At 36.1% G+C, this 25,708-nt stretch carries 23 protein-coding genes and 1 other annotated feature (1 of these 24 running past the window's edge); of the genes, 17 read left to right on the plus strand and 6 right to left on the minus strand.

The annotated features are described in order from the left end of the window. Positions 1-107: 107 nt before the first annotated feature. The 3 genes from A9CBEGH2_RS11350 (at position 108) to A9CBEGH2_RS11360 (ending at position 4,144) form a co-directional block, all read left to right on the plus strand. Positions 108-1,121, plus strand: coding sequence for an Rpn family recombination-promoting nuclease/putative transposase (locus A9CBEGH2_RS11350; RefSeq protein WP_157964964.1), 1,014 nt, complete (start codon positions 108-110; stop codon positions 1,119-1,121). A 303-nt stretch (positions 1,122-1,424) separates the two neighbouring features. Beyond that, positions 1,425-2,897 carry a GH25 family lysozyme gene (locus A9CBEGH2_RS11355; protein WP_115715821.1) on the plus strand — a complete coding sequence of 491 codons (1,473 nt, stop codon included), beginning with the start codon at positions 1,425-1,427 and terminating at the stop codon, positions 2,895-2,897. A gap of 14 nt (positions 2,898-2,911) precedes the next feature. Further along, positions 2,912-4,144 carry a cadherin-like beta sandwich domain-containing protein gene (locus A9CBEGH2_RS11360; RefSeq protein ID WP_115715820.1) on the plus strand — a complete coding sequence of 411 codons (1,233 nt, stop codon included), beginning with the start codon at positions 2,912-2,914 and terminating at the stop codon, positions 4,142-4,144. Here the strand turns inward: A9CBEGH2_RS11360 and A9CBEGH2_RS11365 are convergent. From A9CBEGH2_RS11365 to A9CBEGH2_RS12775, 4 genes are all read right to left on the minus strand, one after another. Next, positions 4,110-4,259, minus strand: a complete 150-nt coding sequence (locus A9CBEGH2_RS11365; protein WP_157964963.1) for a hypothetical protein — start codon at positions 4,257-4,259, stop codon at positions 4,110-4,112. The two genes, A9CBEGH2_RS11360 and A9CBEGH2_RS11365, sit on opposite strands and share 35 nt — an antisense overlap. Positions 4,260-4,350: 91 nt before the next feature. Continuing rightward, a complete protein-coding gene (locus A9CBEGH2_RS11370) occupies positions 4,351-5,169 on the minus strand; it encodes an EFR1 family ferrodoxin (protein WP_163104870.1) in 819 nt (272 codons plus the stop codon). A gap of 76 nt (positions 5,170-5,245) precedes the next feature. Next, positions 5,246-6,457 (minus strand): FprA family A-type flavoprotein, encoded by a 1,212-nt coding sequence (locus A9CBEGH2_RS11375; RefSeq protein ID WP_115715819.1) that lies wholly within the window; start codon positions 6,455-6,457, stop codon positions 5,246-5,248. A 12-nt stretch (positions 6,458-6,469) separates the two neighbouring features. After that, positions 6,470-8,374, minus strand: a complete 1,905-nt coding sequence (locus tag A9CBEGH2_RS12775) for an acyl-CoA dehydrogenase family protein (RefSeq protein WP_115715818.1) — start codon at positions 8,372-8,374, stop codon at positions 6,470-6,472. A 229-nt stretch (positions 8,375-8,603) separates the two neighbouring features. Here A9CBEGH2_RS12775 and galE point away from each other — a divergent pair, with 229 nt between their 5' ends. Then, the gene (gene galE / locus A9CBEGH2_RS11385; RefSeq protein WP_163104871.1) at positions 8,604-9,611 is read left to right on the plus strand and encodes a UDP-glucose 4-epimerase GalE; all 1,008 of its coding nucleotides are present in this window, start codon (positions 8,604-8,606) and stop codon (positions 9,609-9,611) included. A gap of 71 nt (positions 9,612-9,682) precedes the next feature. On the opposite strand, the gene A9CBEGH2_RS11390 is transcribed toward galE, so the two are convergent. Then, positions 9,683-10,564 (minus strand): mechanosensitive ion channel family protein, encoded by an 882-nt coding sequence (locus A9CBEGH2_RS11390; RefSeq protein ID WP_174766928.1) that lies wholly within the window; start codon positions 10,562-10,564, stop codon positions 9,683-9,685. A 211-nt stretch (positions 10,565-10,775) separates the two neighbouring features. Between A9CBEGH2_RS11390 and A9CBEGH2_RS11395 the strand changes: the two genes are divergently transcribed. Genes A9CBEGH2_RS11395 through A9CBEGH2_RS11405 form a run of 3 tightly spaced genes read left to right on the plus strand, consistent with a single transcriptional unit; the run spans position 10,776 to position 12,811 of the window. After that, on the plus strand, positions 10,776-11,924 hold the full coding sequence (locus A9CBEGH2_RS11395) for a helicase-related protein (RefSeq protein WP_115715816.1): 1,149 nt from the start codon (positions 10,776-10,778) through the stop codon (positions 11,922-11,924). An 8-nt stretch (positions 11,925-11,932) separates the two neighbouring features. Further along, positions 11,933-12,583 carry a ComF family protein gene (locus A9CBEGH2_RS11400; protein ID WP_232057285.1) on the plus strand — a complete coding sequence of 217 codons (651 nt, stop codon included), beginning with the start codon at positions 11,933-11,935 and terminating at the stop codon, positions 12,581-12,583. 27 nt (positions 12,584-12,610) lie between these two features. After that, on the plus strand, positions 12,611-12,811 hold the full coding sequence (locus A9CBEGH2_RS11405; protein WP_115715815.1) for a cold-shock protein: 201 nt from the start codon (positions 12,611-12,613) through the stop codon (positions 12,809-12,811). Positions 12,812-13,160: 349 nt separating this feature from the next. Here the strand turns inward: A9CBEGH2_RS11405 and A9CBEGH2_RS11410 are convergent, their stop codons facing one another. After that, positions 13,161-14,903, minus strand: a complete 1,743-nt coding sequence (locus tag A9CBEGH2_RS11410) for an IS1634 family transposase (protein WP_118277053.1) — start codon at positions 14,901-14,903, stop codon at positions 13,161-13,163. Positions 14,904-15,186: 283 nt separating this feature from the next. On the opposite strand from A9CBEGH2_RS11410, the gene secA reads away from it, so the two are divergent. The 10 genes from secA (at position 15,187) to rplA (ending at position 25,592) form a co-directional block, all read left to right on the plus strand. Next, a complete protein-coding gene (gene secA / locus A9CBEGH2_RS11415) occupies positions 15,187-17,535 on the plus strand; it encodes a preprotein translocase subunit SecA (protein WP_115715814.1) in 2,349 nt (782 codons plus the stop codon). Positions 17,536-17,538: 3 nt separating this feature from the next. Beyond that, positions 17,539-18,640, plus strand: a protein-coding gene (prfB, locus tag A9CBEGH2_RS11420; RefSeq protein WP_115715813.1) for a peptide chain release factor 2 whose coding sequence is annotated in 2 segments (ribosomal slippage) — positions 17,539-17,610 and positions 17,612-18,640 — 1,101 coding nt in all. Because the reading frame shifts where the segments join, the coding sequence is not laid out codon by codon here. 124 nt (positions 18,641-18,764) lie between these two features. Further along, positions 18,765-19,625: a YitT family protein gene (locus A9CBEGH2_RS11425; RefSeq protein WP_115715812.1), complete on the plus strand. Its 861-nt coding sequence runs from the start codon at positions 18,765-18,767 to the stop codon at positions 19,623-19,625. Between the two features lie 93 nt (positions 19,626-19,718). Further along, positions 19,719-20,408: a cell division ATP-binding protein FtsE gene (gene ftsE / locus A9CBEGH2_RS11430; protein WP_115715811.1), complete on the plus strand. Its 690-nt coding sequence runs from the start codon at positions 19,719-19,721 to the stop codon at positions 20,406-20,408. Beyond that, a complete protein-coding gene (gene ftsX, locus A9CBEGH2_RS11435; RefSeq protein WP_115715810.1) occupies positions 20,401-21,294 on the plus strand; it encodes a permease-like cell division protein FtsX in 894 nt (297 codons plus the stop codon). The genes ftsE (A9CBEGH2_RS11430) and ftsX (A9CBEGH2_RS11435) overlap by 8 nt, the downstream gene beginning before the upstream one ends. Further along, on the plus strand, positions 21,291-22,670 hold the full coding sequence (locus A9CBEGH2_RS11440) for a murein hydrolase activator EnvC family protein (protein ID WP_118276577.1): 1,380 nt from the start codon (positions 21,291-21,293) through the stop codon (positions 22,668-22,670). The genes ftsX (A9CBEGH2_RS11435) and A9CBEGH2_RS11440 overlap by 4 nt, the downstream gene beginning before the upstream one ends. A 23-nt stretch (positions 22,671-22,693) precedes the next feature. Beyond that, positions 22,694-23,383 carry a cell division ATP-binding protein FtsE gene (ftsE, locus tag A9CBEGH2_RS11445; protein WP_118276576.1) on the plus strand — a complete coding sequence of 230 codons (690 nt, stop codon included), beginning with the start codon at positions 22,694-22,696 and terminating at the stop codon, positions 23,381-23,383. Further along, a complete protein-coding gene (ftsX, locus tag A9CBEGH2_RS11450) occupies positions 23,376-24,278 on the plus strand; it encodes a permease-like cell division protein FtsX (RefSeq protein ID WP_118276575.1) in 903 nt (300 codons plus the stop codon). Before ftsE (A9CBEGH2_RS11445) ends, ftsX (A9CBEGH2_RS11450) begins: the two co-directional genes overlap by 8 nt. Positions 24,279-24,467: 189 nt before the next feature. Continuing rightward, positions 24,468-24,884 carry a 50S ribosomal protein L11 gene (rplK, locus tag A9CBEGH2_RS11455; RefSeq protein ID WP_118276574.1) on the plus strand — a complete coding sequence of 139 codons (417 nt, stop codon included), beginning with the start codon at positions 24,468-24,470 and terminating at the stop codon, positions 24,882-24,884. A gap of 21 nt (positions 24,885-24,905) precedes the next feature. Next, the gene (gene rplA / locus A9CBEGH2_RS11460) at positions 24,906-25,592 is read left to right on the plus strand and encodes a 50S ribosomal protein L1 (RefSeq protein ID WP_115715805.1); all 687 of its coding nucleotides are present in this window, start codon (positions 24,906-24,908) and stop codon (positions 25,590-25,592) included. 32 nt (positions 25,593-25,624) lie between these two features. Then, positions 25,625-25,708 (plus strand) — a sequence feature (ribosomal protein L10 leader region); it runs 43 nt beyond the window's last position.

A 25,708-nucleotide genomic window follows, 5' to 3' on the forward strand; every position in this document is an offset into this window, starting at 1 on the left:
TATCACGATATCGGTATAGACAAACAATATTCATATTTTTATAATGAAGATGAATATGTATCATCTTCCGATATCCGTAAAAAAAAGAAAGGAAATAGGTGATGCGTATGTCAAATCTGGATATTTTATCCAGAGATTTCTGGAAGGACAACAGGCGTTTTGCGGATTTATTCAACACGGTCTTATACGATGGAAAACAGGTCATTCTTCCTGAAAAACTGATGGAGGCAGACAGCAATCTGTCAGGAAGCATTCAGACAAAAAAGAAGGAAGATGTCTTTGTTGAAAGAAGGGCAGATCTTATCAGAAAGTTTGCAGAGGACAGTGAATATGCCATCTTCCTGCTGGAAAACCAAAGCCATATCCACTATGGGATGCCTTTGCGGGTAATGATGTATGATGCCTTAGGGTATCGTGAAGAATGTGCAAAGAAGAAAAGAGAAAATAAAGGAAATGCAGTTTATGCAAACAGGGATGAATTCCTGTCAGGAATGCGAAAAGAAGAGAGAATCCATCCTGTATTTACTCTGGTGGTATACTATGGAGAAAAACCATGGGATGGACCAAGAAGACTGAAGGATATGATGGTGGATATGCCAAAATGGATGGAGAAAAGCTTCAGCGACTATTCAATGAACCTGCTGGAAATACGGTCAAGTGAACATGCATTTCAAAACGAAGATGTAAGCAGGCTTGTCTATATGATCCAGCACATCTATAGAAAACAGATAGAAGAGATGAAAAAAGAATGTGCAGATGTGTATGTAAAAAAAGATGTCATAAAGTTGGCAGGAGTCATAACAGAAAATGAAGAAATCATAAAGTATGCGGAAGAGCACAAAGAAGAGGAGGTACTAAATATGTGTGAAGCAACGAAACAGTGGGAAGAGGAAATTGGAAGAAGAAATACAAACAATATCATCAACATGATGGGAGTAAGAAAAGAAGGAGAAGAAAACCTTGCACCTGAAGAAGCAATTGAAAGATTAAAACTAAAAGAAAAAATAGAAGGAGAAGCAAAAGGAAAAGCTGAAGAAAAAATAGAAATAGCAGAGAAAATGAAGGCAGAAGGATTTGACAATGCTTTGATTGAAAAACTAACAGGAATCCTTCTACATTAGAATTACATACAGAAGCCTCTTTGTGTATATTCACATGAAGAGGTTTCATTTTTAGTGTGGAATAGAGTAAGTAGAGTAAAAACGCAAATAAAAAAACATAAATATGTATGTAGCTTAGAAGGTTGGCAGGAACCATAACAGAATATTAATTTATTAAGAACGAAGCATGTGAGTTACAATTTTGTGCTTTAGTGAATATATATGAAATATTAACAATTTACTTTTACCTCAATGAATTTACAAGGTGCATTCGTAGTGCTATAATTTTACCTGCATGTAGAAGGGGATAAGGGAGTGAAGTAGATGAAAATAAGAAGAATTATCATTGCGATTGTTGTGATATTGTTAATTGCCAGCTGTATTTCAATACCAATGTTTGCACAGGAATCCGCAGATAATGTAGAAAAACAGCAGTATGTAAATCATGACTTTGATGATGTTGAAATTGTAACGGAAGATACTTATGTTCCAGTAGATACAAAAGTTCCAAAGGAAATGAATGATAATGCTGTTTTGGGAAGTGCATTGGAAAAAGAACCGCAAACTTATGCAGTGGAAGCAAAGGCAAAGGATCCTGAATGGAAGTTAGAAAATGGGAATAAGAATTTTTATAATGGTTATGGGGAATTGATGTATCATCAGGGTACCCAAAAAGTTATTGATGTTTCTGAACATAATGGAAAGATTGACTGGGAAAAAGTTAAACAGTCAGGAATAGATGGTGCGATTCTTCGTGTAGGGTATGGAAATAGAATGGAAGATAAATATTTCAAAAGAAACATTGAGGAATGCAATCGATTAGGAATTCCGTATGGCATCTACTTGTATAGTTATGCGTATGATGAAAATTTCGCTTATGCAGAAGCAGAAGGAACAGTAGAAATGCTTTCGAAATATCATGTAAATCTTTCTTATCCAATCTTTTATGATATTGAAGCGTTTGATTCATGGAATGATGGCGGAGTAACAAGAAGACATCCAACTACTGTTGCTGAGTATGAAAAAGTCATTGGTACATACTTAGATTATATGAATAAAAATGGTTATGCAGGGAAAGTGCATGTGTATTCTTATCGCAGCTATGCAAATGGGGTATTGAATAGTCCAGCTATTCATTCTAATTTATCCTGGGTTGCAGAATATGGACCTAAATTGAATTTTAAAAATAAACATTATGCAGGAGAGCAGGGATGGCAATATACTTCTAGTGGAAGTGTAAATGGTATCAAAGGAAGAGTTGACTTAAACTGTTTTAGTAGTAAGTTTTATAATAAACCAGTATCTGAAAATGTTCCTGTAGCTGTTAGTGATGCATTAACAAGAGCAGGAGTAAGATTTTCTGGAGGATACTTATCAGGAATGCAGGTAGGTACAAATCTTGATACTTTAATAAAAGAATTATCTAGTGTAGGTAGTGTAACATGTTTTGATAAAAATGGTGCTATTGTAAATGGTGGAAGTATTACAACAGGAACAACGATAGATGTAACAATAAGCCTTCCAGAAGAATCATCTAGTGTGGAAGCAGGGGAAACACCAACACTGGCAAAAACACAAACGTATACGATGATGATTGTTTTGAAGGGTGATGTAGATGGGGATGGAAGAATTCGCTCTATTGATTATTCTTTGGTTAAGAACGATATATTAAATATTAGAAAATTGTCTTCCGCATTTTTCTTGGCAGGTGATGTTGATGGTGATGGAAAGATTCGTTCCATTGATTATTCATTAATTAAAAATGACATTTTGAATATTAGAAAAATAACACAGTAAAAAGGGAGAAAACTATGAAGAAGATAAAAGTATTAATGAGTGCTTTGATTGCAGGAGCATGTATAAGTCCAATGCTTGTAAAAGCGGCAAGTGTTCGACCAGGAGGAAGTTTTAGTGCAAGTGCCAGCTGTGGTGTATACGAAGGTGCAGTAAGTATTACAGGAAGCAATGCGACAATAACAGGTGGAGGAAACTGGTGTGATCGAGGTGGTCAGATTAACGCAACAGCAACTGCTGGTGGAGTAGGAAGTGCTTCGATTACGATTACTGTAATCGATGCGACAGATGTTAGCGATCCTGCAAATCCAAAACTTGCAGGTAATGTTACCATTGGTGGAACAAGTGTAACGGTTGCCAATCCATCAAACAACACTTCGAATTCTGGCAGCTCTTCTAATACAACAGTAAGACCGGCACCAAATCCAGAACCACAGGAAGATCCTAGATCAAAAGACAATAATTTGAAAAGTTTAAGTGTAAGTGCAGGAACGTTATCTCCAAAGTTTTCTGCAGGTACAACATCTTATAAAGTAAATTTGCCAGCAAATGCGACTTCTATTGAAGTAAATGCCTCTGCAAATGATTCTAAGGCAAGCGTTTCTGGTACAGGGAAAAAGAAAGTTGAACCTGGGGAAAATAAAATCAATATTGTTGTTACATCGGAATATGGAACTACAAAAACGTATACAATTAGCGTATATGTAGATGAAAAACCATTAGTATATACAAAATATAATGGAAGTGAATTAGGTGTTGTACGTAATGTACGCGGAGTAAAAGCACCAGAAGGTTTCAAACAGACAAAAGTTCAATTAGAAGGAAAAGAAATTCCTGCATGGACAAATGATAAGATCAATAAGACACTTGTATATTTAAGTGATGATAAAAATAATAAATCTTTCTATTTGTTTGAAGATGGAAAAGTAAGCACAAAGATGACGTATAAAGAAATTATGGGCAGAAAGTTCTTTCTTGTAGATGTTCCAAAAGATAAACAAACATTAGAAGGTTTGGAATATAAAGAAGTTACGATTGATAAAACAAAACTGATGGGCTGGACTTTTAAAGATAAAGCGTTTGAAAACTATTCTTTGATTTATGTGATGGGAATGGATGGAGAAATGCATTATTACCAGTATGAAAAATCTGAAAATATTCTTCAGCTGTATTCAGGTGCGGTCGCATTAACAAAAGAAGCTTATGATAATGAAATCAAAGAATTGAAAAGTCAAAAACAACATGGATGACAATTGGAATTGTTACCATCATCACAACGATTGCAGCTGCAGGAGCAGCAATATATTTCGCAAGAAAAAAATAAGCTATACGGGAAGAAGATGGTCGTTTAATCGTCTTTTTCATTCTAAAAAATGCATCTTATCTCTTTAAGAAATAAAATGCATTTTTATTTTGGTTATTTGATCCTTGAAGTACGAATCGTATGTAAAGCCATCTATAGGAAATATTCTGGCTGTTTTCGATTCGCGTATTCAATTTCTAATTCTTCCTTATGATAAAGATATCCTTCATCAATAAATGATTTCGCATGATAAGGACATGCTTTTACACATGCATTGCATTTAATGCAGATACCCTGACATACTCTAGCATCTTTAAAGCTAATTGTTTCCATAGGGCATACATTGGCACAAATTCCACATTGTACACAAGTATCACTTGTTACAGGTTTTACCTTAAGAATGTTGATCGGATTGTGGTTTCGATCTTGTGGCATATAATAAGGTCGTAAAGGTGTTTGACCATTTACATAGACAGGGTGCAGGAATTCCTCTGTGCCTTCTATTTTTTGATACAAAAGATACGCAAATTCTTTTAATGTCTTTATATCCTCTTCATCAGGACGATGTTTCGCAAGGGTCGTAGAAAAAGCATGTTCGCTAATAAAAGCACCTGCACCAATGCATTGAAAAGAAGCATTTTCTAATAGATTTCGAAGTTCAATTAAGGCATCATCATAATTTCGATTTCCAAATGAAACTACAGGAACTGCAAGGGAATGATTTCCCTTTATGGTTTTTAAATATGGCAATAAAACATTAGGGATTCTGCCCGCAATTACGCTGGTGCCAAAGATAACTAAATCATTTTCATTTAGTTCTGGAAAGGTGTGACGATTTTTTAATAATGTAAAGTCATAGCTTTCAAGAGGGGATTGAAATTGCTGGGATAAGGTATCTGCAATTGTAGAAACAATTGTTTTTGTTCCTCCTGTTGGAGAAAACCAAATCTTCCATATACGTTTTGGCTTCATAATTACCTCCGTATTGTATACAGTTTTCATATGATAAAACACCTATGAGAATGATCTATAGGTGTTTTCGTATTTGTTAATTATTCTTTTTTAATGAATCAAGAATTCCTTCTACAAGTCCATCCATTTCATTTTCATTTGTATCACGTAAGGCGGATACCATAGAGACTTCACTGTTTAAAACACTCATCTGTTTCATTTCATCATCAAGGAAGGCTTTCATTAAAGAACCAGATTTTGGTGCCCAGGAACCATTTTCAATTAGTCCGACAATTCGTTTTTGTACATTTAATGCTTTCGCATGCAGTAAATAATCATGCATAACTGGATAAATTCCTAAATTATAGGTTACCGATGCAAGAACGATATGACTGTATTTAAATGTATCCGCAATGAGTTGGGAAACATGGGTATTGGATACATCGTGTACAACGACATTATGGACTCCTTTTTCCACCAGTTTTGCCGCAAGTACCTGTGCTGCCGATTCTGTATTTCCATACATGGAAGCATAGGCAATCATAACCCCTTGTTCTTCAGGCTCATACGTGCTCCATTTATGATATTTGTCTAAAATATAGCCTAAATCTGTTCTCCAAACGGGTCCATGTAAAGGACAGATCATCTTAATATCCAAGGTTGCGGCTTTCTTTAACAGGTGCTGTACATGAGGTCCGTATTTTCCAACAATGTTTGTATAATAGCGGCGAGCATCATCTAGCCAGTCACGATCAAAGTTTACTTCATCATTAAACAGTTTTCCATCTAATGCCCCAAAAGAACCAAAGGCGTCTGCGGAGAATAAAACACCATTTGTTGTGTCAAAGCTAACCATAGCTTCTGGCCAATGCACCATTGGAGCTTCCACAAAGGCAATGGTATGTTTACCAAAATTCATTGTATCGCCTTCTTTTACTTCGATCATGCGTCCATCAACATCAAATCCAAACTGATGCATCAGTAAAAAGGATTTTTCGGTACTGATGATTTTTACATCTGGATAGCGTAACAGTACTTCTTCAATGCTGGCACCATGATCGGGTTCCATGTGGTTAATAATCATATAATCAAGTGTTCTTCCATTTAGGACATACTCCATATTTTCTAAAAACTGACGGCATACATCCCAATCTACCGTATCAAATAAAACGGTTTTTTCATCCATTAGAAGATAGGAATTATAGGAAACTCCTCTTGGAATTGGGTGGATATTTTCAAATAAAGCCAAGCGATGATCATTTCCACCAATCCAATATAAATCATCACATACATTTCTTACACAGTGCATAGTGTTTCCTCCTTATTCAATTTCGATGAAGTGTTCTTTTTCTTCACCGCAATCCGGACAAATCCAATCTTCCGGCAGTTTTTCAAATGGGGTACCTGGTGCAACATCACTTGCTTCATCACCAAAGTCTTTATCATATTCATAACCGCATCCGCTGCATACATAGCGTGGATAACCAGGTGCATCTTTTAAAATAAATGGACGTTTCATTTTCTTCATAGGAGGTGCCGGTTTTTTCGGTTTTCCATTGTCTAAGGCAGCAGCTAATAATGGCAAGATTTCTAGGACATCGCCAACGATTCCATAATCTGCATTTTTAAAGATTGGCGCATTTGGGTTGTTGTTGATGGCAACAATTGTCGTTGCATCTTTGATGCCTTTTAAGTGCTGACCTGCACCAGAAATTCCACATGCGATATATAAGTTTCCTGTGAATTTTTGTCCGCTCATACCAACATAGCGATTGATTGGTACATATTTTAAAGTTTCCGCAACTGGACGAGAAGAACCGATCGCAGCCCCTGCCTGTTTTGCCAGCTCTTCAATTAACTTCATATTTTCTTTTTCGCCAATTCCTTTTCCAGCACTGACAACACGTTCTGCATTCGCAATTGGTGTATCCATTGGAATACCAACACTGAAATCATAACCATCTTTCTTTAAAGCTTCTACAAGTTTATCTACCTGTTCTTTTGCAGTTCCATCTCTAAAAATCATTTTCTTGCGCTCACCGGTAATTGCTTTTGGTTTTTTCTTTGCGGATGCTTTTTTAGGTGCTTTTCCAATAATATGAGAGGCAATAACAACACGCTGAATTTCATTTGTGCCTTCATAAATCGTACAAATTTTCATATCACGATAAGCACGTTCTACTTCCATACCTTTCAAATAGCCGCTTCCACCAAAAATCTGCAATGCATCGTTGACAACTTCCAATCCAATATCACTTGCATATTGTTTTGCCATGGCAGATTCCATTCCATAAGGTTCATGGTGTTCCTTTAATTCCGCTGCACTGTAAATCAAAAATCTTGCACAGCGAAGTTTGGTTGCCATATCTGCAAGTTTAAAGCTGATGACTTGCTGCTGGGCAATTGGTTTTCCAAACTGTACACGCTCTTTTGCATATTCCAAAGCATGTTCATAAGCACCCTGTGCAATTCCCAGGGCCTGAGATGCGATACCGATACGGCCACCATCTAAAGTAGCCATCGCAATCTTAAATCCCTGACCTTCTTTTCCAAGCAGATTTTCTTTTGGTACACGTACATTATTGAAAATTAGTTCTGCTGTGGAAGAAGATCGAATTCCCAGTTTGTCATAATGATCTCCATATGTAAATCCTTCCATTCCTTTTTCCACAATAAAGGCACTGATACCACGAGTTCCTTCCTCTGGATTTGTTGATGCGAAAACCACATAGGTATCCGCATAAGGAGCGTTTGTTATAAATATCTTGCCGCCGTTTAATACATAATGATCACCTTCTAAAACAGCGGTTGTTTCAGTTCCACCAGCATCGCTTCCAGCATTTGGTTCCGTTAATCCAAACGCACCGATTTTTTCCCCTTTCGCAAGAGGTATGAGATATTTTTGTTTCTGTTCTTCTGTACCATACGCAAAAATAGGCCAGCTTCCCAAAGATACATGGGCAGATAAGATAACGCCGGTACCACCATCTACACGAGATAATTCTTCTACCGCAATTGCATAGCTGATGACATCCATCCCAGCTCCGCCATATTCTTTTGGATAGGGGATTCCCATAAAACCAAGCTCTCCCATTTTCTTAACGGCTTCTTGTGGAAATTGATTTTCCTTATCCAGCAAAAAAGCGATTGGTTTTACTTCTTCTTCCGCAAAATGACGGACTTTCATTCGAAACTCTTCTTGTTCTTTTGTTGTAGTAAACTTCATGATTCCCTCCTTGCCAGTTGTTGTATTGTATACATTATGGCTTATATCTAAGACCATTGTACTCTTTAGAAAACGCTTACACAAATGATATGCTCATAAAATTTTATAAATTTTTGAGAAATAAACAAATATTTTTTATATTTCATGTGCTTTCCTGTAAAAGAAATAGTTTTCGTATGTCTGCTGTGATATAATGAAAGCGTTGAAAAAACTTTAGGAGGAAGACAGAATGAAAATTTTGGTTACTGGTGGAACAGGTTTTATCGGAAGTCATACGGTAGTAGAGCTGTTAAATGCTGGACATGAAGTTGTAATTATTGATAATTTATATAATTCAAAAGCAGATGTTGTTGAAAAGATTAGAAAAATTACTGGTAAAGAAGTCGCTTTTTATAAAAAAGACTGCTGTGATGAAGATGCTTTAGAAGAAATTTTCAGCCATCATAAAATCGATGCGGTCATTCATTTTGCAGGTTACAAAGCAGTAGGAGAATCTGTAAAACTGCCTTTAAAATATTATGAAAATAACCTGATGAGTACACTTGCTTTATGTAAGGTGATGGCAGCACATAACTGTAAAAAGCTGGTATTTTCATCTAGTGCGACAGTGTATGGAGGTAATAATGTGGCTCCTTATACAGAAGATATGCCACTTGGACCAACAACAAACCCTTATGGTTCTACAAAACTGATGATTGAACAGATCTTAACAGATTTGCATACAGCAGATGAAGAATGGGATATTGTATTGTTGCGTTATTTCAACCCAATTGGAGCACATGAAAGTGGATTGCTGGGAGAAAGTCCAAATGATATTCCAAACAACTTAATGCCGTATATCGTAAAAGTTGCGAACAAAGAATTGCCGATCCTGCATGTTTATGGAAATGATTATGATACACCAGATGGAACAGGGGTACGTGATTATATCCATGTGGTAGATTTGGCTAAAGGACATGTAAATGCTGTGCAGAAGACAGTAGAACATATCGGTGTTGAAGCATATAATCTTGGTACTGGAAAAGGAAGCAGTGTATTGGATGTTGTAAATACATTTGCGAGAGTAAATGATATCGAAGTGCCTTATCAAATCGATCCAAGAAGACCTGGAGATATTGCGACATGTTATGCAAGTACAGAAAAAGCAGAAAAGGAACTTGGGTGGAAAGCAGAAAAAAATCTGGAAGAAATGTGCAAAGACAGCTGGCATTTCTTACAGATGGAAAAACAAAAATAAGAGTAGCCTGTGGAAGAAATTCTACAGGTTTTTTTGTGGGAGAAAGGTATACAGATAAGGGAGACGATGCATTATTCTGCATCGCTTTTTGTAACTTCTTCTTTGTATGTAATCGTTCGATGTGGGTAAGGAAATTCAATGCCTTCTTTATCAAATCGTTTTTTTATTGCGTATCGCAAGTCGCATAGCATGGCAAAACCTTCCGCATTATTTTTTGAATAAATCGTTGTTTTTAGGTGTACAGAACTATCCAAAAAACCGGTAATACGCGTAATTACAGGAGGGATATGGTTGTTTTTTTCTTCTTGTGTACGAACATCTAAAAAATTTGGATGCCGCAAGATTTCTTCTTTAATGATATCCATAGCTTTATCTACGTCGCTTTCATAACTAATATCAAGTTCCAGGAAATTTGCTTTGCGATTGTTTGTTGTACTGATATTTTCAAGAATAGCTTTGTTCATGGTAGAGTTTGGGATGATGACACGTGTATTCTCATACGTTTGAATGATCGTATGCCGTAAAGAAATATCCACAACTGTTCCAATGATATTTTCTGAATCAATACGTATTAAATCTCCAATTTTAAAGGGTTTAAACATGGCAATCATCATACCATTGACAAAATTTCCAACCGCATCCTGTGCAGCTAACCCAAGAGCCAAGGTAACGATTCCGGTACTTGCCGCCAGTATTTTTGTAATATCAGAAAAAGGCAGAAACTGATTTAAACATCCATAAATCGCAAAACTGTATACGAGAATGTTTTTTAAACGAAGTATAAAAAGCTTATTTCCTTTGTAATGGCGATGGATGAATTTTTTTAAAAGTTTACTTACGATAAAGGCAAGAATCAGTATGAGACCAATATTGATAATCGTTTCAATGAGTCCGTATTTCAAAAAGGAATTTTTACCCCAATTGTTTATTTGATCGATAAGATCTATATTCATGTTATCTTCACATCCTTTCTTTTATTATACAGATTATCTGGTAAAAATCCAAATGCGTTCATGATTTAAAGGAAGGACTGGTGTTTTTTTGACGCAGATTTCTTTTCAAGAAAGTGATTATGGGGAATGTATAGAAAATATTTGAAAAAATGCGGATGTTTTTTGTATTTTTACCTTTTTCTATCGTATATAGATAGTGGAAGGTGGTAAAGTGCGATGTTCTCGCTGCGGAAATGAAGATCTGGCTTATTTTTATTTGGATGGAACGACATGGTATTGTCGAAAGTGTATTGCGTTTGGAAGAGTGGATGTGGGAAAGGGTGTAGAAGCGAAAACGTATAGAAAAAGGAAAATCGATTGTTCGTATTCTTTAAAATATCCTTTAACTCCTTTACAGAAACAGGCAGTTTCCAAGATTATGTCCTTTTTGAAACAGAAAAAAGATGTGCTTGTGTATGCCGCATGTGGTGCTGGGAAAACAGAATTAACGATGGATGCGATTCAGTATTATTTGCGTCAGGGAAAGAAGGTTGGTTTTGCGATATCGAGAAGACAGGTGGTACTGGAAATTAAAGAACGTATGCAGCAGGCATTTTCCAGTTTGCATGTTGTTGCGGTTTGTGAAGGATTTACAGATGTTACCGATGGGGATTTGATCGTATGTACGATGCACCAGCTATACCGTTATCCTTACTGTTTTGATTTGTTGATTATGGATGAGGTGGATGCGTTTCCTTATCGAGATAACGAGTTGTTAGAGGCCATTGCGATGCAGGCGTGTGTAGGAGAAAAGCTGATGTTAACGGCTACACCAGATGAAAACATGTTGAAGAAAGTGGAAGAAGGAACATTAGGATTAGTGGAATTGTTTCAAAGACCGCATGGATATCCTTTGATTGTGCCACAGGTTGTATGTTTGTCATTTGCATTGCAGCTTTGTTTTCTGATTCATTTCTTACAAAAACAAAGAAAAAGAGGAATACAGACATTGGTGTTTGTGCCAACGATTGCATTGGCAAATAAATTGTATCTAGGCTTGCGCTTGCTTTTTAAATGTGCAGTATTTACTTCAAAGACAAAGGATAAAGAAAAGGTAATTGATGAGTTTCATGAGAAGAAATATTCCTTTTTGATAAGTACAACCATTTTAGAAAGAGGAATTACAATTAAAGGAATCTATATCGTCATCTTGCAGGCAGATCATGCCGTGTTTTCACAGGCAAGTCTTATACAAATGGTAGGAAGAGTGGGAAGAAACATAGAAATGCCAACAGGAGAGGGGTGGTTTTTATGCGCAAAGAAAACAAAAGACATCGAACAGTGTGTTTCTGCCATTCAGAAAATGAACGAAACAGGATGAAGTATTGTTTGCTGTGTCATAAGGAACTTGACTATAAACAAAATTTCTTTCAGTATTTTCAAGAAAGTGAGGCATTGTGTGGAGGGTGTAAAGAACAGTTGAAGTTTTTAAATGTGAAGACCAAACTGGAAGATATGCCATTACATATTTTGTATGAGTACAATGATTTTTTAGAAAGTATGCTGTTTCAATACAAAGAAGGAAGAGATATCGCGCTGGCAAACGTATTTTTCCAGCCGTTTCTAACAAAACTTTCCAGCAAATTTCGACATCATGTAATTGTTTTAATGCCCTCCAGCAAAGAGAAGATGCTGGAAAGAGGATTTCTTCCAGTAAGGGAAATGTTGAAGAATTGTCCTCTTGCCATATGGGAGCCTTTTTATAAGGTAAACAATACGAAACAATCGATGCAGTCATTTGAAAATCGCCAATTTATTTCCCAGGTAATAAAAAGAAAAGAAAATGAAACTCTGCCAGGCAGAAAGCTTCTTTTGGTAGATGATGTATGCACGAGTGGTTCTACACTTTTAAGTGCATATCATTTACTGAAAGAGCATAAGTTGAAAGTAGAAGCCTTAGTGCTTTGTGCACACCCTTTGTTTGTCGAATCCTGCGATGAAAAAGGTTTGCTTAGAAAGGGAAGCTTCTCTATACTTTGATGTGTACTTTAGGAAGGTGGTTATCGTATGAAAGGTAAAGTAAAATGGTTTAACACAGAAAAAGGATATGGATTTATTAGTGATGAAAATGGAAAGGATGTCTTTGTACATTATTCTCATATCTTGCAAGATGGTTATAAAACTTTAACAGAAGGTGAAGAAGTGAATTTTGATGTTGTAGAATCTGAAAAAGGTATACAGGCAAGAAATGTAGAGAAAATAAATTAACTCGTTTTTAAAACGAAATGTCTTGTATTTTTAAACAACTTCTTGTAATGTCTTAAAAAAGATTTTATAATAAAATACGTAGGGAAACCCTATATTTCACTCTGTTGCAGGAAACTTTCTAAGAACAAAAAGGGAGAGTATACAAATTTGTATATACAGGCAAAACCAATGGAGAGAAAAGAAGAAAGTCTGTCAAATAAGGGGGACAGACTTTTTTTATGATTTAGGATATGCTTATGGGGGAAGAATGTGTTATAATCTCGTCTTTGACAGTTAGAAAGCGAAAAAAGTGCATTAAAGACTTTAGAATTAAGCTTTTTTGCACTTTTTGTCTTTGTAACGAATTGTGCTATATATGATGTTCTTTTGTGTATTTGATAATATTTCTCATTGTGGATCGTTTTATTATTTCTCTGTCTGTTTCAAAACCAAACAACTCATGCAGTAAATCTGTTAAATCTGTTCGTGTGTAAGAAGGTATATATCCTAATCCTTCTTTTAATTTTGTTACGTTCATCTTTCTCAATGTATCTATTATTTGTTCAGATGTATATTTTTTCTCTAATTTATATTCTAATATTCGATATATCAGAAGGGACAAGAAACAAATCAGGAAATGCGCTTTGATCCTGTCTTCTCTTTGCAGATAGATTGGTCGTGCATCAAAATCCGTTTTCATTATTCTAAAGCACTCTTCGATCTGCCATCTGCGTTTGTTGATAGCGATGATCTCCGCTACATCACCTTCCATATCTGTGCTTACCGCATAGAAACCATCATACATTGCTTCTTTATCTATAGCCTCCTGATCGATTTCGTAGATTTCTTCTTCTGCTACTTCTCCATTCGCTGTGATGGAAGTCCTCTTTGTAAATCTGCTTGGATCATTCGGATTTTTTCTATTCTTTTTGATTTTTCCATTTTTACTTATCATGTTTTTTGCTCTGTCTATCTGCCCTTGTCTTATCTTTTCCTGATAAGCTTTATATTTTGGAGAATAGGTAACGATAAGAGTTTCCGATATCTTTTTAGATTCTATAGGTACTTCTTTATAATAGATGGATTCATATACCTCTGGGTCATTTTCATCAAGATCTTTCAAATCAATGAATGTGCTGCTTCCTACTTTTCGATATTGTTTCGTATTTAAAGCGATATCTCTATCTTCTTTCTTTAATTTTTTTAATGACTGTGTAATGACATAGGATCTTCCTCCTATATCATTGAACAGTTTGTTATTCTGTGATGCCAGTCCACTGTCTGAGCAGTAGATGAATTCGGAACAGTCGAAATCCTGAATAACTTTATGTTCTAATGGTTTCAAGGATTTCTGTTCGTTTTGATTTCCGGGAAAGATATCAAAAGCTAAAGGGAAACCATCTCCATCCATGAATAACCCCATGCCTACGATAGGATTTGGACGATGTTCTTTGCTTTTTCCGTATTTTTTAAGTTCATCTTCTTGTTCGATTTCAAAGTAATAGTTCGTACAGTCATAATAAAGAACTTTTGTGTTTCTTTTATGAAGAAAGTTAGAATTTCGATAAACTTCCGCCTGTATGTAATCAGATTCCTCGGCCAATATAGATAAGGAACGATAGATATCCTGTAATTTATACTTTGGCTGTTCCAGCAGAGAATGAGCGAAAGAGAAAGAAGAGCGTTTACTGGAAGGATATAGAACACGAGCGTAGACAAGATCGCAGAGGATGCGATGGATATCATATTCGAATTTATGATGATTCTTAATATTACGACAAATATTGTCAAAATGAAGATTGGAACAGATGGATTGAAGGAATAGGTAGCCAACATTAAATAACAAAACTTCATTTTTTTTGATTTTTTTGTCGCTAGAGAAAGGTATGAGAACAGGTGCAGTATCCTGTTGATGGGATAAAGTGTCCTTTTTAGCTTCAGAACGAGCCCATTCCAATAATTTTTCTTCATTATTATCAAATTGAGGAAGCAGGTCATTTAATCGACCAAGCTTTCTAAAAATGCGACTAGAAGTTTTACCATTGTTTTTGCGATAAGAACTCATAATATAAATGCTTTTGGAATTGCCAGTGCCATTGATTGCAACGTACATATTCATCACCCAATATAATAATAACACATATAGCACAATATAGCACATAATAGAACATAAAATTTGACAAAAAAAGTAAAAGAAAAGCGCCTGTTTAAAGCGCCATAGTAAATTTATGAAATTTTATATGTGTCAAACTCCCGAGAAAAGAAGAAAGTCTGTCAAATAAGGGGGACAGACTTTTTTTATGATTTAGGATATGCTTATGGGGGAAGAATGTGTTATAATGCACTTATCTGGGTAAAAAGAATAGTAATACATATATAGAAATTGGAGGGTCTTTATGGCTGGATTATTAGAACGTATGTTCAGTGGAGAAAAACGTATTTTAAATCGATTGGAGAAAACAGCAGATGAAGTTATGGCATTGGCTGATTCTATGGCTTCTTTAAGTGATGATGAATTACGTGGAAAAACAGATGAATTTAAAAAGCGCTATCAGAATGGTGAAAGCTTAGATGATTTGAAAGTAGAAGCTTTTGCGGTTGCCAGAGAAGCAGCGAAACGTACGATTGGAGAATATCCATATAAAGTACAGATCATGGGTGCTGCGGCAATGCATGAAGGGGATATTGCGGAAATGAAAACAGGGGAAGGAAAAACCCTGACATCTACAATGTGTGTATATTTGAATGCGTTAAGTGGAGAAGGTGTTCATGTTGTTACAGTCAATGAATATTTGGCTCAGCGTGATGCTGAATGGATGGGGCAGATTTATCGCTTTCTTGGCTTAAGTGTTGGATTTAATGCAAGAGCAATGTCTGCTTTCCAGAAAAGAGAAGCTTATGCATGTGATATTACGTATACGACAAACTCTGAATTAGGGTTTGATTATTTACGTGACAACATGGTAACCGATGTAAAAGATCGTGTTATGAGAGGACTTCATGTGGCAATTGTCGATGAGGTTGACTCTATTTTGATCGATGAATCCAGAACGCCATTAATTATTAGTGGAGGAGCTAAGAAAACAGCAAATCTGTATTTGCAGGCAGATGCTTTTGCGAAACGTTTAAAAAGCGATGGATATGAAATTGATGAAAAGACAAAACAGATTATGTTGACAGAATCCGGTGTGGAAAAAGCAGAGCGTTACTTTAAATTGGATAACTTGTATGATGTTGATCATACACAGCTTGTACATCATATTACACAGGCTTTAAAAGCAAATTATATTATGAAAAATGAAGTAGAATATGTTGTGCAGGATGATGAAATCGTTATCGTTGATACCTTCACGGGTCGTACAATGCCTGGACGTGCGTATTCTGATGGTTTGCATCAGGCGATTGAAGCAAAAGAAGGAGTTCCTATCAAAGAAGAAACTTCTACATTGGCTACAATTACATATCAGAATTTCTTCCGTTTATATGACAAGCTGGCTGGTATGACAGGTACCGCAAAAACAGAGGAAGAAGAATTCTTGGATATTTATAATATGCGTGTTATTGAAATTCCAACAAACCGTCCTGTGCAGCGTCAGGATTTGCCAGATGCAATATTTGCAAAACCAGCTTTAAAATTTAATGCGCTGATTGAAGAAGTAAAACGTTTATATGATAAAGGGCAGCCGGTATTGGTTGGTACAATTTCGGTAGAAGCTAGTGAACTTGTGCATAATCTTCTTGTGAAAGCAAAAATTCCTCATGAAGTATTGAATGCGAAAAACCATGCTCGTGAAGCAGAAATCATTGCGAAAGCTGGACAGGTAAAAGCTGTTACAGTTGCGACCAATATGGCAGGGCGTGGTACCGACATTAAATTAAGTGAAGAATCAAGGGCACTTGGAGGGCTTGCAGTGCTTGGTAGTGAACGTCATGAATCTCGTCGTATTGACAACCAGTTACGAGGACGTAGTGGACGTCAGGGAGATCCTGGATTCTCTCGTTTCTATGTTTCTTTGCAGGATGAATTGATGATTCGTTTTGGTGGAGATAAATTTAAAAACTTGTTTGAAACTTTGGGAGATGCACAGATTGAATCTAAAATGGTAACAAAATCCATTACACAGGCACAAAAACGTGTAGAAGGATATAACTATGACGTTCGTAAACAGCTGCTTGATTATGATGATGTATTGCGTAAACAGCGTGAAATTATGTATGAACAGCGTAACTATGTGTTGGAAAATGAAGATGTACATGGTATCGTTCGTGATATGATGGATCGTGTTGTGGAAAGTGTTGTAATGGCTAATGTTGATGCATCAAAACATAATGAAGTAGACTATGAATCTGTTATCCAGGGATTGGAAATGCTTGGTGTTACACCTGAACAAAATATCAAAGTGGAAGAAATTCGTGGAAAATCCAGTGATGAAACAGCATCTTACTGTGCAGAAAAGTTATTCCAGCTGTATGATGATAAAATTAAAGATTTCCGTGAAGAGTTTAAACGATTCGAAAAGAATATCGTTCTTCGAAACATGGATAGAAACTGGATTGAACATATTGACATGATGGATAAACTTCGTAATGGAATTCATTTACGTGCTTATGCACAAAACAATCCACTTCAGGCATATATTGAAGAAGGGTATGAAATGTTTGAAGAAATGCAGCAGCGTATTGCACGTGAAGTTGTATTCTTTGCGATGAAATTAGAAATTCAAAGAACAGAAACTGAGGCTTAAAATATGGAACTTTATGAAATTAGACAAGGAGTGAATACTTATCAGGAGAAGCTAGCTTCTCTTGGTGAGTCTCTTTGACTTAGCTGAAAAAAGACATAAAATTGAAGAGTTAAACGCAAAAACGATGGAAGAAAGTTTCTGGAGTGATCCAGAAGCTGCACAGCATACGATTCGAAAACTAAACAGCATAAAAGAAGTTGTGGAAAGTTATGATCATTTAGAGAAAACACTGGATTCTTTAAAAGATAGTGAAGAAATGTTGAAAGATGATTTTGATGAAGAATTGTTTATGCTGGTGGAAGAAGAATATCAGGAATTGACAAAGGCATTTGATGATTTTGAAATTCAAATTCTTTTATCTCATGAATATGATCATTCCAATGCGATTCTTGAACTGCATCCAGGAGCAGGAGGAACAGAATCTTGTGACTGGGCAGATATGTTGTATCGCATGTATTCCAGATGGGCAGAGAAAAAAGGCTTTAAAGTCAGCGTTTTGGATTATCTTCCAGGAGAAGAAGCCGGTATTAAATCGGTTACGTTTATGGTTGAGGGAGATATGGCATACGGTTATTTAAAAGCTGAAAAAGGCGTACATCGTCTGGTGCGCATATCACCTTTTGATTCTGGTGGAAGAAGACATACTTCTTTTGCGTCTTTGGATGTTATGCCACAATTCAATAACGAAATAGAAATTGAAATCAAACCGGAAGATTTGCTTGTGGAAACAAAGCGAGCAAGTGGAGCTGGAGGGCAGCACATCAACAAAACAGACTCTGCAGTGCGTATGGTACATAAACCTACAGGACTTGTTGCGACTTGTCAAAACGGAAGAAGCCAGCATGAAAATCGCGAGGAGGCTTTGCGTATATTGAAAAGTCGTTTGTATCAGAAGATGATTGAAGAACAGGAAGCAAAACTTGCGGAAATTAAAGGAGAACAGAAACTGATCGAGTGGGGTTCTCAGATTCGAAGTTATGTATTTCATCCATACAGTATGGTGAAAGATCATCGCACCAATGTGGAAACAAGCGATATTCAAGGTGTCATGGATGGAGATTTAGATAACTTTATCTATGCATATTTAAAATCAATGATAAAATAACGCTAATTGGGGGTGAAATTCACCCTCTTTTTTATATATTTCTTAAATATATGGAATCTTTTCATTTTGCGTTTGGAATGTTATAATACGATACGTATGTTTTGTGGAAGTGTGGAGGATACGTATGTCAAAATCAAAAGAATTTGTTTCATCTCTTGCCTTTGTTGTTGCAGGGAATTTTGTGATAGCCCTTGGGGTATCTTTGTTTATTCTGCCATTAAATATTTTATCTGGTGGAGTTGCAGGTATTTCGGTGGCAGTACAGCCTATTTTCCATTTGCCGCCTACTTTTGTCATTAACTTTTTAACTGTAGCGCTATTTGTCGTAGGTGCTTGTTTTTTAGGGAAACAATTTGCCTTTAAAACGATCATCAGTACACTGATTTATCCAGTTTTTATTACTTTACTTACAAATGTGCTTGGGGATGTACAGATTACGCAGAATCCATTGCTTGGATCTATTTATGCAGGGGTATGTACAGGTGTTGGAATAGGACTTGTATATCGTGTAGGTGCAAGTACAGGAGGGATGGATATTCCTCCACTGGTTATTAATAAGTTTACAAAAATTCCACTTCCAGTATTGGTTATGTGCATTGATGGAATGACGGTTATTCTTGGGGCTAGTACCTATGGAATTGAGGCAGCGATGATTGGACTTGTATCGGTGTTTGTTTGTGGACAGGTTATCAATAAAGTTTTGACATTTGGTATACAGGAAGCAAAAAACATTATGATCATTTCAGATAAGCATGAAGAAATGCTGCAGGAACTTTACAGTAATGTAAATCGCGGGGCAACGATTTTGCAGGCAAAAGGCGGCTATACAAGAGAACAAAAACCAGTCATTATGATGGTGGTGGCAAAAAAGCAGCTTTCTGCTTTAAATAAAGTTATTCTGCAGGTGGATCCAGAAGCGTTTGTAATCATGAGTGATGTAAATGAAGTGCATGGAGAAGGATTTACCTACAAAGAACATTTATAATATAATTGTAAGAATTTACTAACCTGAATTTTTTTGAGTTCAGGTTTTTTTATGCTATAATGGGAAAAGTAAAAACAAGGAAGGAGTGCGTTTATGATTCACTTGAAAAATGTAAGCAAAACATATAAAAATGGAGTCCATGCACTTCGTAATATAGATTTACAAATAGAAGATGGAGAGTTTGTTTATGTCATTGGTCCTACGGGAAGTGGAAAATCTACCCTGATCAAACTGCTGGATGGAGAAGAAGTGCCTAATGAAGGACAGGTAATTGTGAATGATATTAATGTAGGAAAGCTTCGACATTCTCGTGTTCCTGTTTATCGAAGAAATATAGGAGTTGTGTTCCAGGATTTTCGCCTGCTTCCAAAAATGACAGTGTTTGAAAATATCGCTTTTGCCTTGGAAATATTGGCAATGGGTAAGATTGAAATTCGACGTCGTGTTCGTGAAGTGCTTGATCTTGTGGATCTGCGAGACAAAGCAAAAGCATTTCCTAGTGAGTTAAGTGGAGGACAGCAGCAAAGAGCAACGATTGGAAGAGCAATTGCCAATCATCCAAAAGTATTGATTGCGGATGAACCTACTGGAAATTTAGATCCGGAAAAATCAAAGGAAATTGTTGAGCTGCTGGAAAAAATCAATGAAGTAGAAAATACAACAATTGTCATGGTTACACATGATTCTGATTTAGTAAACACTTATAAAAAAAGAACGATTGCTTTGGAGGAAGGCTGTATTGTATCCGATTTGATGGAAGGCGGTTATTTGAAACATGATTAGGTTTATCGAAAGTCTTCCAAAACATTTTGTTACAGCATGTATTTCTTTACATCGTCACATGGCTATGACAATTTCCAGCATTTCTGCAATTTTGGTTACGATGCTTTTGATGGGAGTACTCCTGCTGGCTGGAGGGAATATCGATGCATTTACAGAGAATGTGGAAAAAGAAGTAAAGATTCATGTGTCTATCGATTCTTTAACAAAAGATGAGCAGATTGAAAAGTTAGAAAAAGAAATTTCATCTTTTCCTCAGGTAAAACAAGTTGTTTTTTCCAGCAGTGAAGATGAATTAAATGCTTTGATAGAAAATAATGGAGCGGTTTTTTCACGTTATAAGGATAGAAATCCAATGCCAAATGTTTTTGATGTAGAAGTATATAAGGCAGAAGATGTAAAAATGATTGCAAAGAAAATTGAATCTTTGGATGGAATTGAGAAAGCGGACTATGGAGGAGCTTCAATTGAAAATTTGATTTCTGTATTTGAAATCGTAAGAAATGGCGCTATGGCAGTAATTGCGGCTTTAGGTGTATTAACGTTATTTCTAATAACTCATACGATTCGCATGTCTATTTATACACGTATGAATGAAATTTCCATTATGCGCAATGTAGGTGCAGAAAACTGGTATATTCGTATGCCTTTTGTATTTGAAGGAATGATGATCGGGTTTATAGGTTCTATGATTCCTGCAGCAATATGCATTGCTGCATACAGTTCGATTTTTCAAATGTTAAATGGCTATTTTGTATCAGATATGTTTGTATTAAAACCAGTTGCTTTTGCTTATGGTATTGGTGGAATATTGCTTTTAGCAGGAACATTGGTAGGAATGTTTGGGAGTTTTTTGGCAGCAAGTAAATATTTGAGGTGGCGAAGATGAAAAAATGGAAATTAGGTGCATTGATGTTTCTGGTTTTTATGTTTGCAGTATCACCTTCTGCTTCAATCCTTCAAGCATATGATTTTGAAGGAAATGAAGAAGAATGGCTCAATCGCTGTTCAACGGCACAGTCATCGCAGTCAGGTGCACAAGCCTGTGAAGCGTTTAAAAAATATTATGCGGGACAGGAAAAAGAGCTGAAAAAAGAAATCAGTTCTTTAGATAGGCAAATTGATAAAATTGGAAATGATATTGAAAAGTTAAATGGTGCACTAAAAACACAGGAAAAATTAATTGCATCCATTAATAAAAAAATTGAAATTAATGAAGCGAATATAAATAAAATCAATAGTGAAATTAAAATCTTAGATGAAAAAATTTTAAAACTGCAAAAATCAATTGATGAAAGAAACAAGATCATCAAAGACCGTATGAAAGATGATCAGGCATATATTGGTACAAATATGAGTTTGGAGATTGTGATGGGGGCACAAGATCTAACAGATATGGTTCGTAAAATGGATGGACTAAGACGAATTGATGAAGCAGATCAAAAAGAAATTAAGATTATTTTAGAAGAAAAGGAAAAACAGGATCTGCAGAAAAAAGAGCAGGTACGTTTAAAAGAGGAACAGGAAAAAACAAAAGAAGATAATGTAAAACAGAAAAAACAGGCAGAACAGGTAAAGAAACAGAAACAGGAACTTATAAAAAAGTTTAGGGAACAGGAAGCAGCACTGGATGAAAAAATGCGTTCTGTTAAAGTAGACTTATCGACGATTCAGGATAACATAATTTCTATTTCTAGCGGGTTTGATTTTTCTGGCAATGCAACATTGGCAAAACCGGTAAATGGTTCTATTTCTGCACATAGTTTCTATTATCCAGATGGCTCTGTTCATTTAGGACTTGATGTGGCAGTTCCACTGCTTACTCCTATATATGCACCTGGAAATGGTATTATTTTATATGCCAACAATCCAGTTTCAACAAACAGCGGGTATATCGGAAATACGACCGGCTATCCTTCGGGTACTGGAAATTCTATTCATATGCTGACACAGGCAAATGGTACTACATATGCATTATCATTTTTCCATATGGCACAGGAAAATTTTGCTGTTCGTGCAGGACAGAGTGTAAAAAAAGGCCAGCTATTAGGGTTAAGTGGAAATACAGGGAATACAACAGGACCACATTGCCATTTGGAAGTTATTAATCTTGGAAAGATGAGCATTGCACAGGCGGTATCTCAATTTCAGGCTACAGCTGATTTTTCCTGGGGAAATGGCTGGGGGAATACAGGTTTATCTGGTATCTGTGATGTAAAAGGAGCTCCTTGCAGAGAGCATCCAGAAAAAATTTATGGGTATTAGGGATAACAAATAGGAGAAATAATATGATCGTTTTAGAAAATATATCAAAAGAATATAAAAATGGCGTGCATGCGTTAAGGGATGTAACTTTAACAATTGAAGATGGAGAGTTTGTATATATCATTGGTCCTACAGGAAGTGGAAAATCTACGATGATAAAATTGCTGGATGGGGAAGAAATTCCAACTTCTGGAAGAGTGCTGGTGGAGAATACAGATGTTGGAAAACTGAAACATTCCAAAGTCCCTATTTATCGAAGAAATATCGGTGTTGTTTTTCAGGATTATCGTTTGCTGCCAAGATTAACAGTATTTGAAAATATTGCATTTGCTTTGGAAGTTATCGGTATGAAAAAAGTAGATATACGACGTCGTGTAAGAGAAGTTTTAGAACTTGTATCGCTGGAAGATAAAGCAAAATCATTTCCTAGTGAATTAAGTGGTGGACAGCAGCAAAGAGCAGCTATTGGACGTGCGATTGCGAATCATCCAAAAGTTTTGATTGCGGATGAACCAACAGGAAATCTTGACCCGCAGAAATCAAAGGAAATTATGGAACTGCTGGAAAAAATCAATGAAGTAGAAAATACAACGATTGTTATGGTTACACATGACAGCACGATTGTTGATCGTTATAAAAAACGTACGATATGTCTGGAAGAAGGATATGTTGTCGCAGATATTATGAAGGGAGGCTATTTAAAACATGATTAGTTTTTTCAGAGCTCTTCCTAAGCATATTAAAACAGCTTTTTTAAGTATATTTCGACACTTGGCAATGTCTTTATCAGCCATTAGTGCAGTAACGGTAACTTTGGTGCTGTTTGCGGTATTTTTGATTATTGCAGGTAATGTATCGCTTTTTGCGAATAACATTGAAAATGATGTAAGCATACATGTTGTATTGAAGGAAAACATTGAAAAACAAAAAGATATTGAGCAGGCAGAACAGGAAATTAAACAAATCAATGGTGTTCGCAGAGTAAAATTTTCAGATAAAGATGCGGAATTGGAATTGATGATCAAAGAACGCGGGGAAGAACTTGAAATGTACAGAGGGAAAGAAAATCCTTTAAGCAATGCTTTCTTTGTGTATGTAAATAATGCGGATAATGTTGAAAAAGTGACAGAAGAGATTAAGAAACTAGACTTTGTGAGTGATGCGGTATATGGGGGCAGTAGTGTTAAACAAATGGTTCAAATCATAAATATGGTTCGAACAGGTGGAAGCATTGGTGTTTTGTTGTTGACTTTGCTGGCGCTCTTTCTGATTTCCAATACGATAAAAATGACCATTTATGCAAGAAATACAGAGATTTCCATTATGCGAAATGTTGGGGCAGCCAATTGGTATATCAAAGTTCCTTTTATGCTGGAAGGTATGATAATTGGACTTCTTGGTTCCATTCTTCCATGTTTGTTTGTGTATTTTGGATATCCGTATTTATACGAAGTGATGGGTGGACAGCTTGTAACCTCTATGTTTAGTTTAAAAGAAGCAGTTCCATTTGTGGCACAGGTATGTGGTGCTTTGACTTTGTTTGGAATGCTTGTCGGCTTGATTGGAAGTTTCTTCTCTACGGGAAAATATTTACGTTGGAAAAGATAAATGGATGAAGCAGGTTTTACCCTGCTGCATTTGGTATGTAAAAAATATTAAAAAAGTATTGCATTTCTGTTTAAAAAGTATTATTCTATATAAGAACTGCATTATTGCGGTGTTTTTCATGCGTGGGAGAAGGAGCAACGCCTTCAGTCAAACCACTGCATAAGACAACAATTATAGGAGGTGTGTCTTGTGAGTAAGAAAGTTGCAAAAGTATGTAAACTTCAGTTCCCTGCAGGAGGGGCTAGACCGGGACCAGCATTGGCATCTGCCGGAATCAATATGCCACAGTTCTGTACAGCATTTAATGATGCTACAAAAGATCGTGGTGGAGATATGGTACCAGTTATCATCACTGCATACGAAGACAAAAGTTTTGATTTCGTATTAAAAACAACTCCAGCTGCAATCATGATCAAAAAAGCTGCTGGAATCAAAAAAGCTTCTGGAAACCAGAAAGATATCTGCGGTAAAATCACAGTTGATCAGTTACGTGAAATCGCTGAATACAAAATGCCTGACTTGAACGCTAACGATGTTGAAGCTGCTATGCGTATTGTTGCTGGTACAGCTAAAAACATGGGTGTTGAAGTAGAAGGTTTTGAATAGGAAAAGGAGAGGTAAGAGATTATGGCAAAAGTAGGAAAAAAATATGCTGAAGCTGCTAAAAAAGTCGACCGCTCTAAAACTTATTCAGTAGCGGAAGCTGTAAAATTAGCAAAAGAAACAAACACAGCTAAATTTGACGCTTCAGTTGAAGTTAGCTTTAAATTAAATGTTGATCCACGTCATGCAGATCAGCAGATTCGTGGAGCAATGGTATTACCACATGGTACTGGTAAAACACAGCGTGTATGTGTTATCACACAGGGACCTAAAGAACAGGAAGCAAAAGATGCTGGTGCAGATTTTGTAGGTGGTAAAGAATTATTAGAAGATATCCAGAAAGGTTGGTTTGACTTCGATGTTATCGTTGCAACTCCAAACATGATGGGTGAACTTGGTAAATTGGGACGTGTTTTAGGACCTAAAGGTTTGATGCCAAACCCTAAAACTGGAACAGTTACTATGGATGTAGCAAAAGCTGTTGAAGATATTAAAAAAGGTAAAGTTGAATACCGTGTTGATAAAGAAGGTAACATCAATCTTATGATTGGTAAAGTTAGCTTCGATGATGAAAAACTAGTTGATAACTTTAATGCTATCTACAACACAATCGTTAAAGCTCGTCCAGCTGCAGTAAAAGGTGCTTTCATTAAGAACCTTGTACTTTCTACAACAATGGGTCCTGGAATCCATGTAGAAATTGTCAAATAAGCTTGACAAAGAAAAATCACCAGGTTAAAATATTCGATGTTATCAATATACCATAGACAGTAACGGCTATTGCTTAATCATGTTACCGAGGTAGAAAGTAAGAACATATATTCTTT

This window comes from Amedibacterium intestinale (genome assembly GCF_010537335.1).
Classification (GTDB): Bacteria; Bacillota_I; Bacilli_A; order Erysipelotrichales; family Erysipelotrichaceae; genus Amedibacterium; species Amedibacterium intestinale.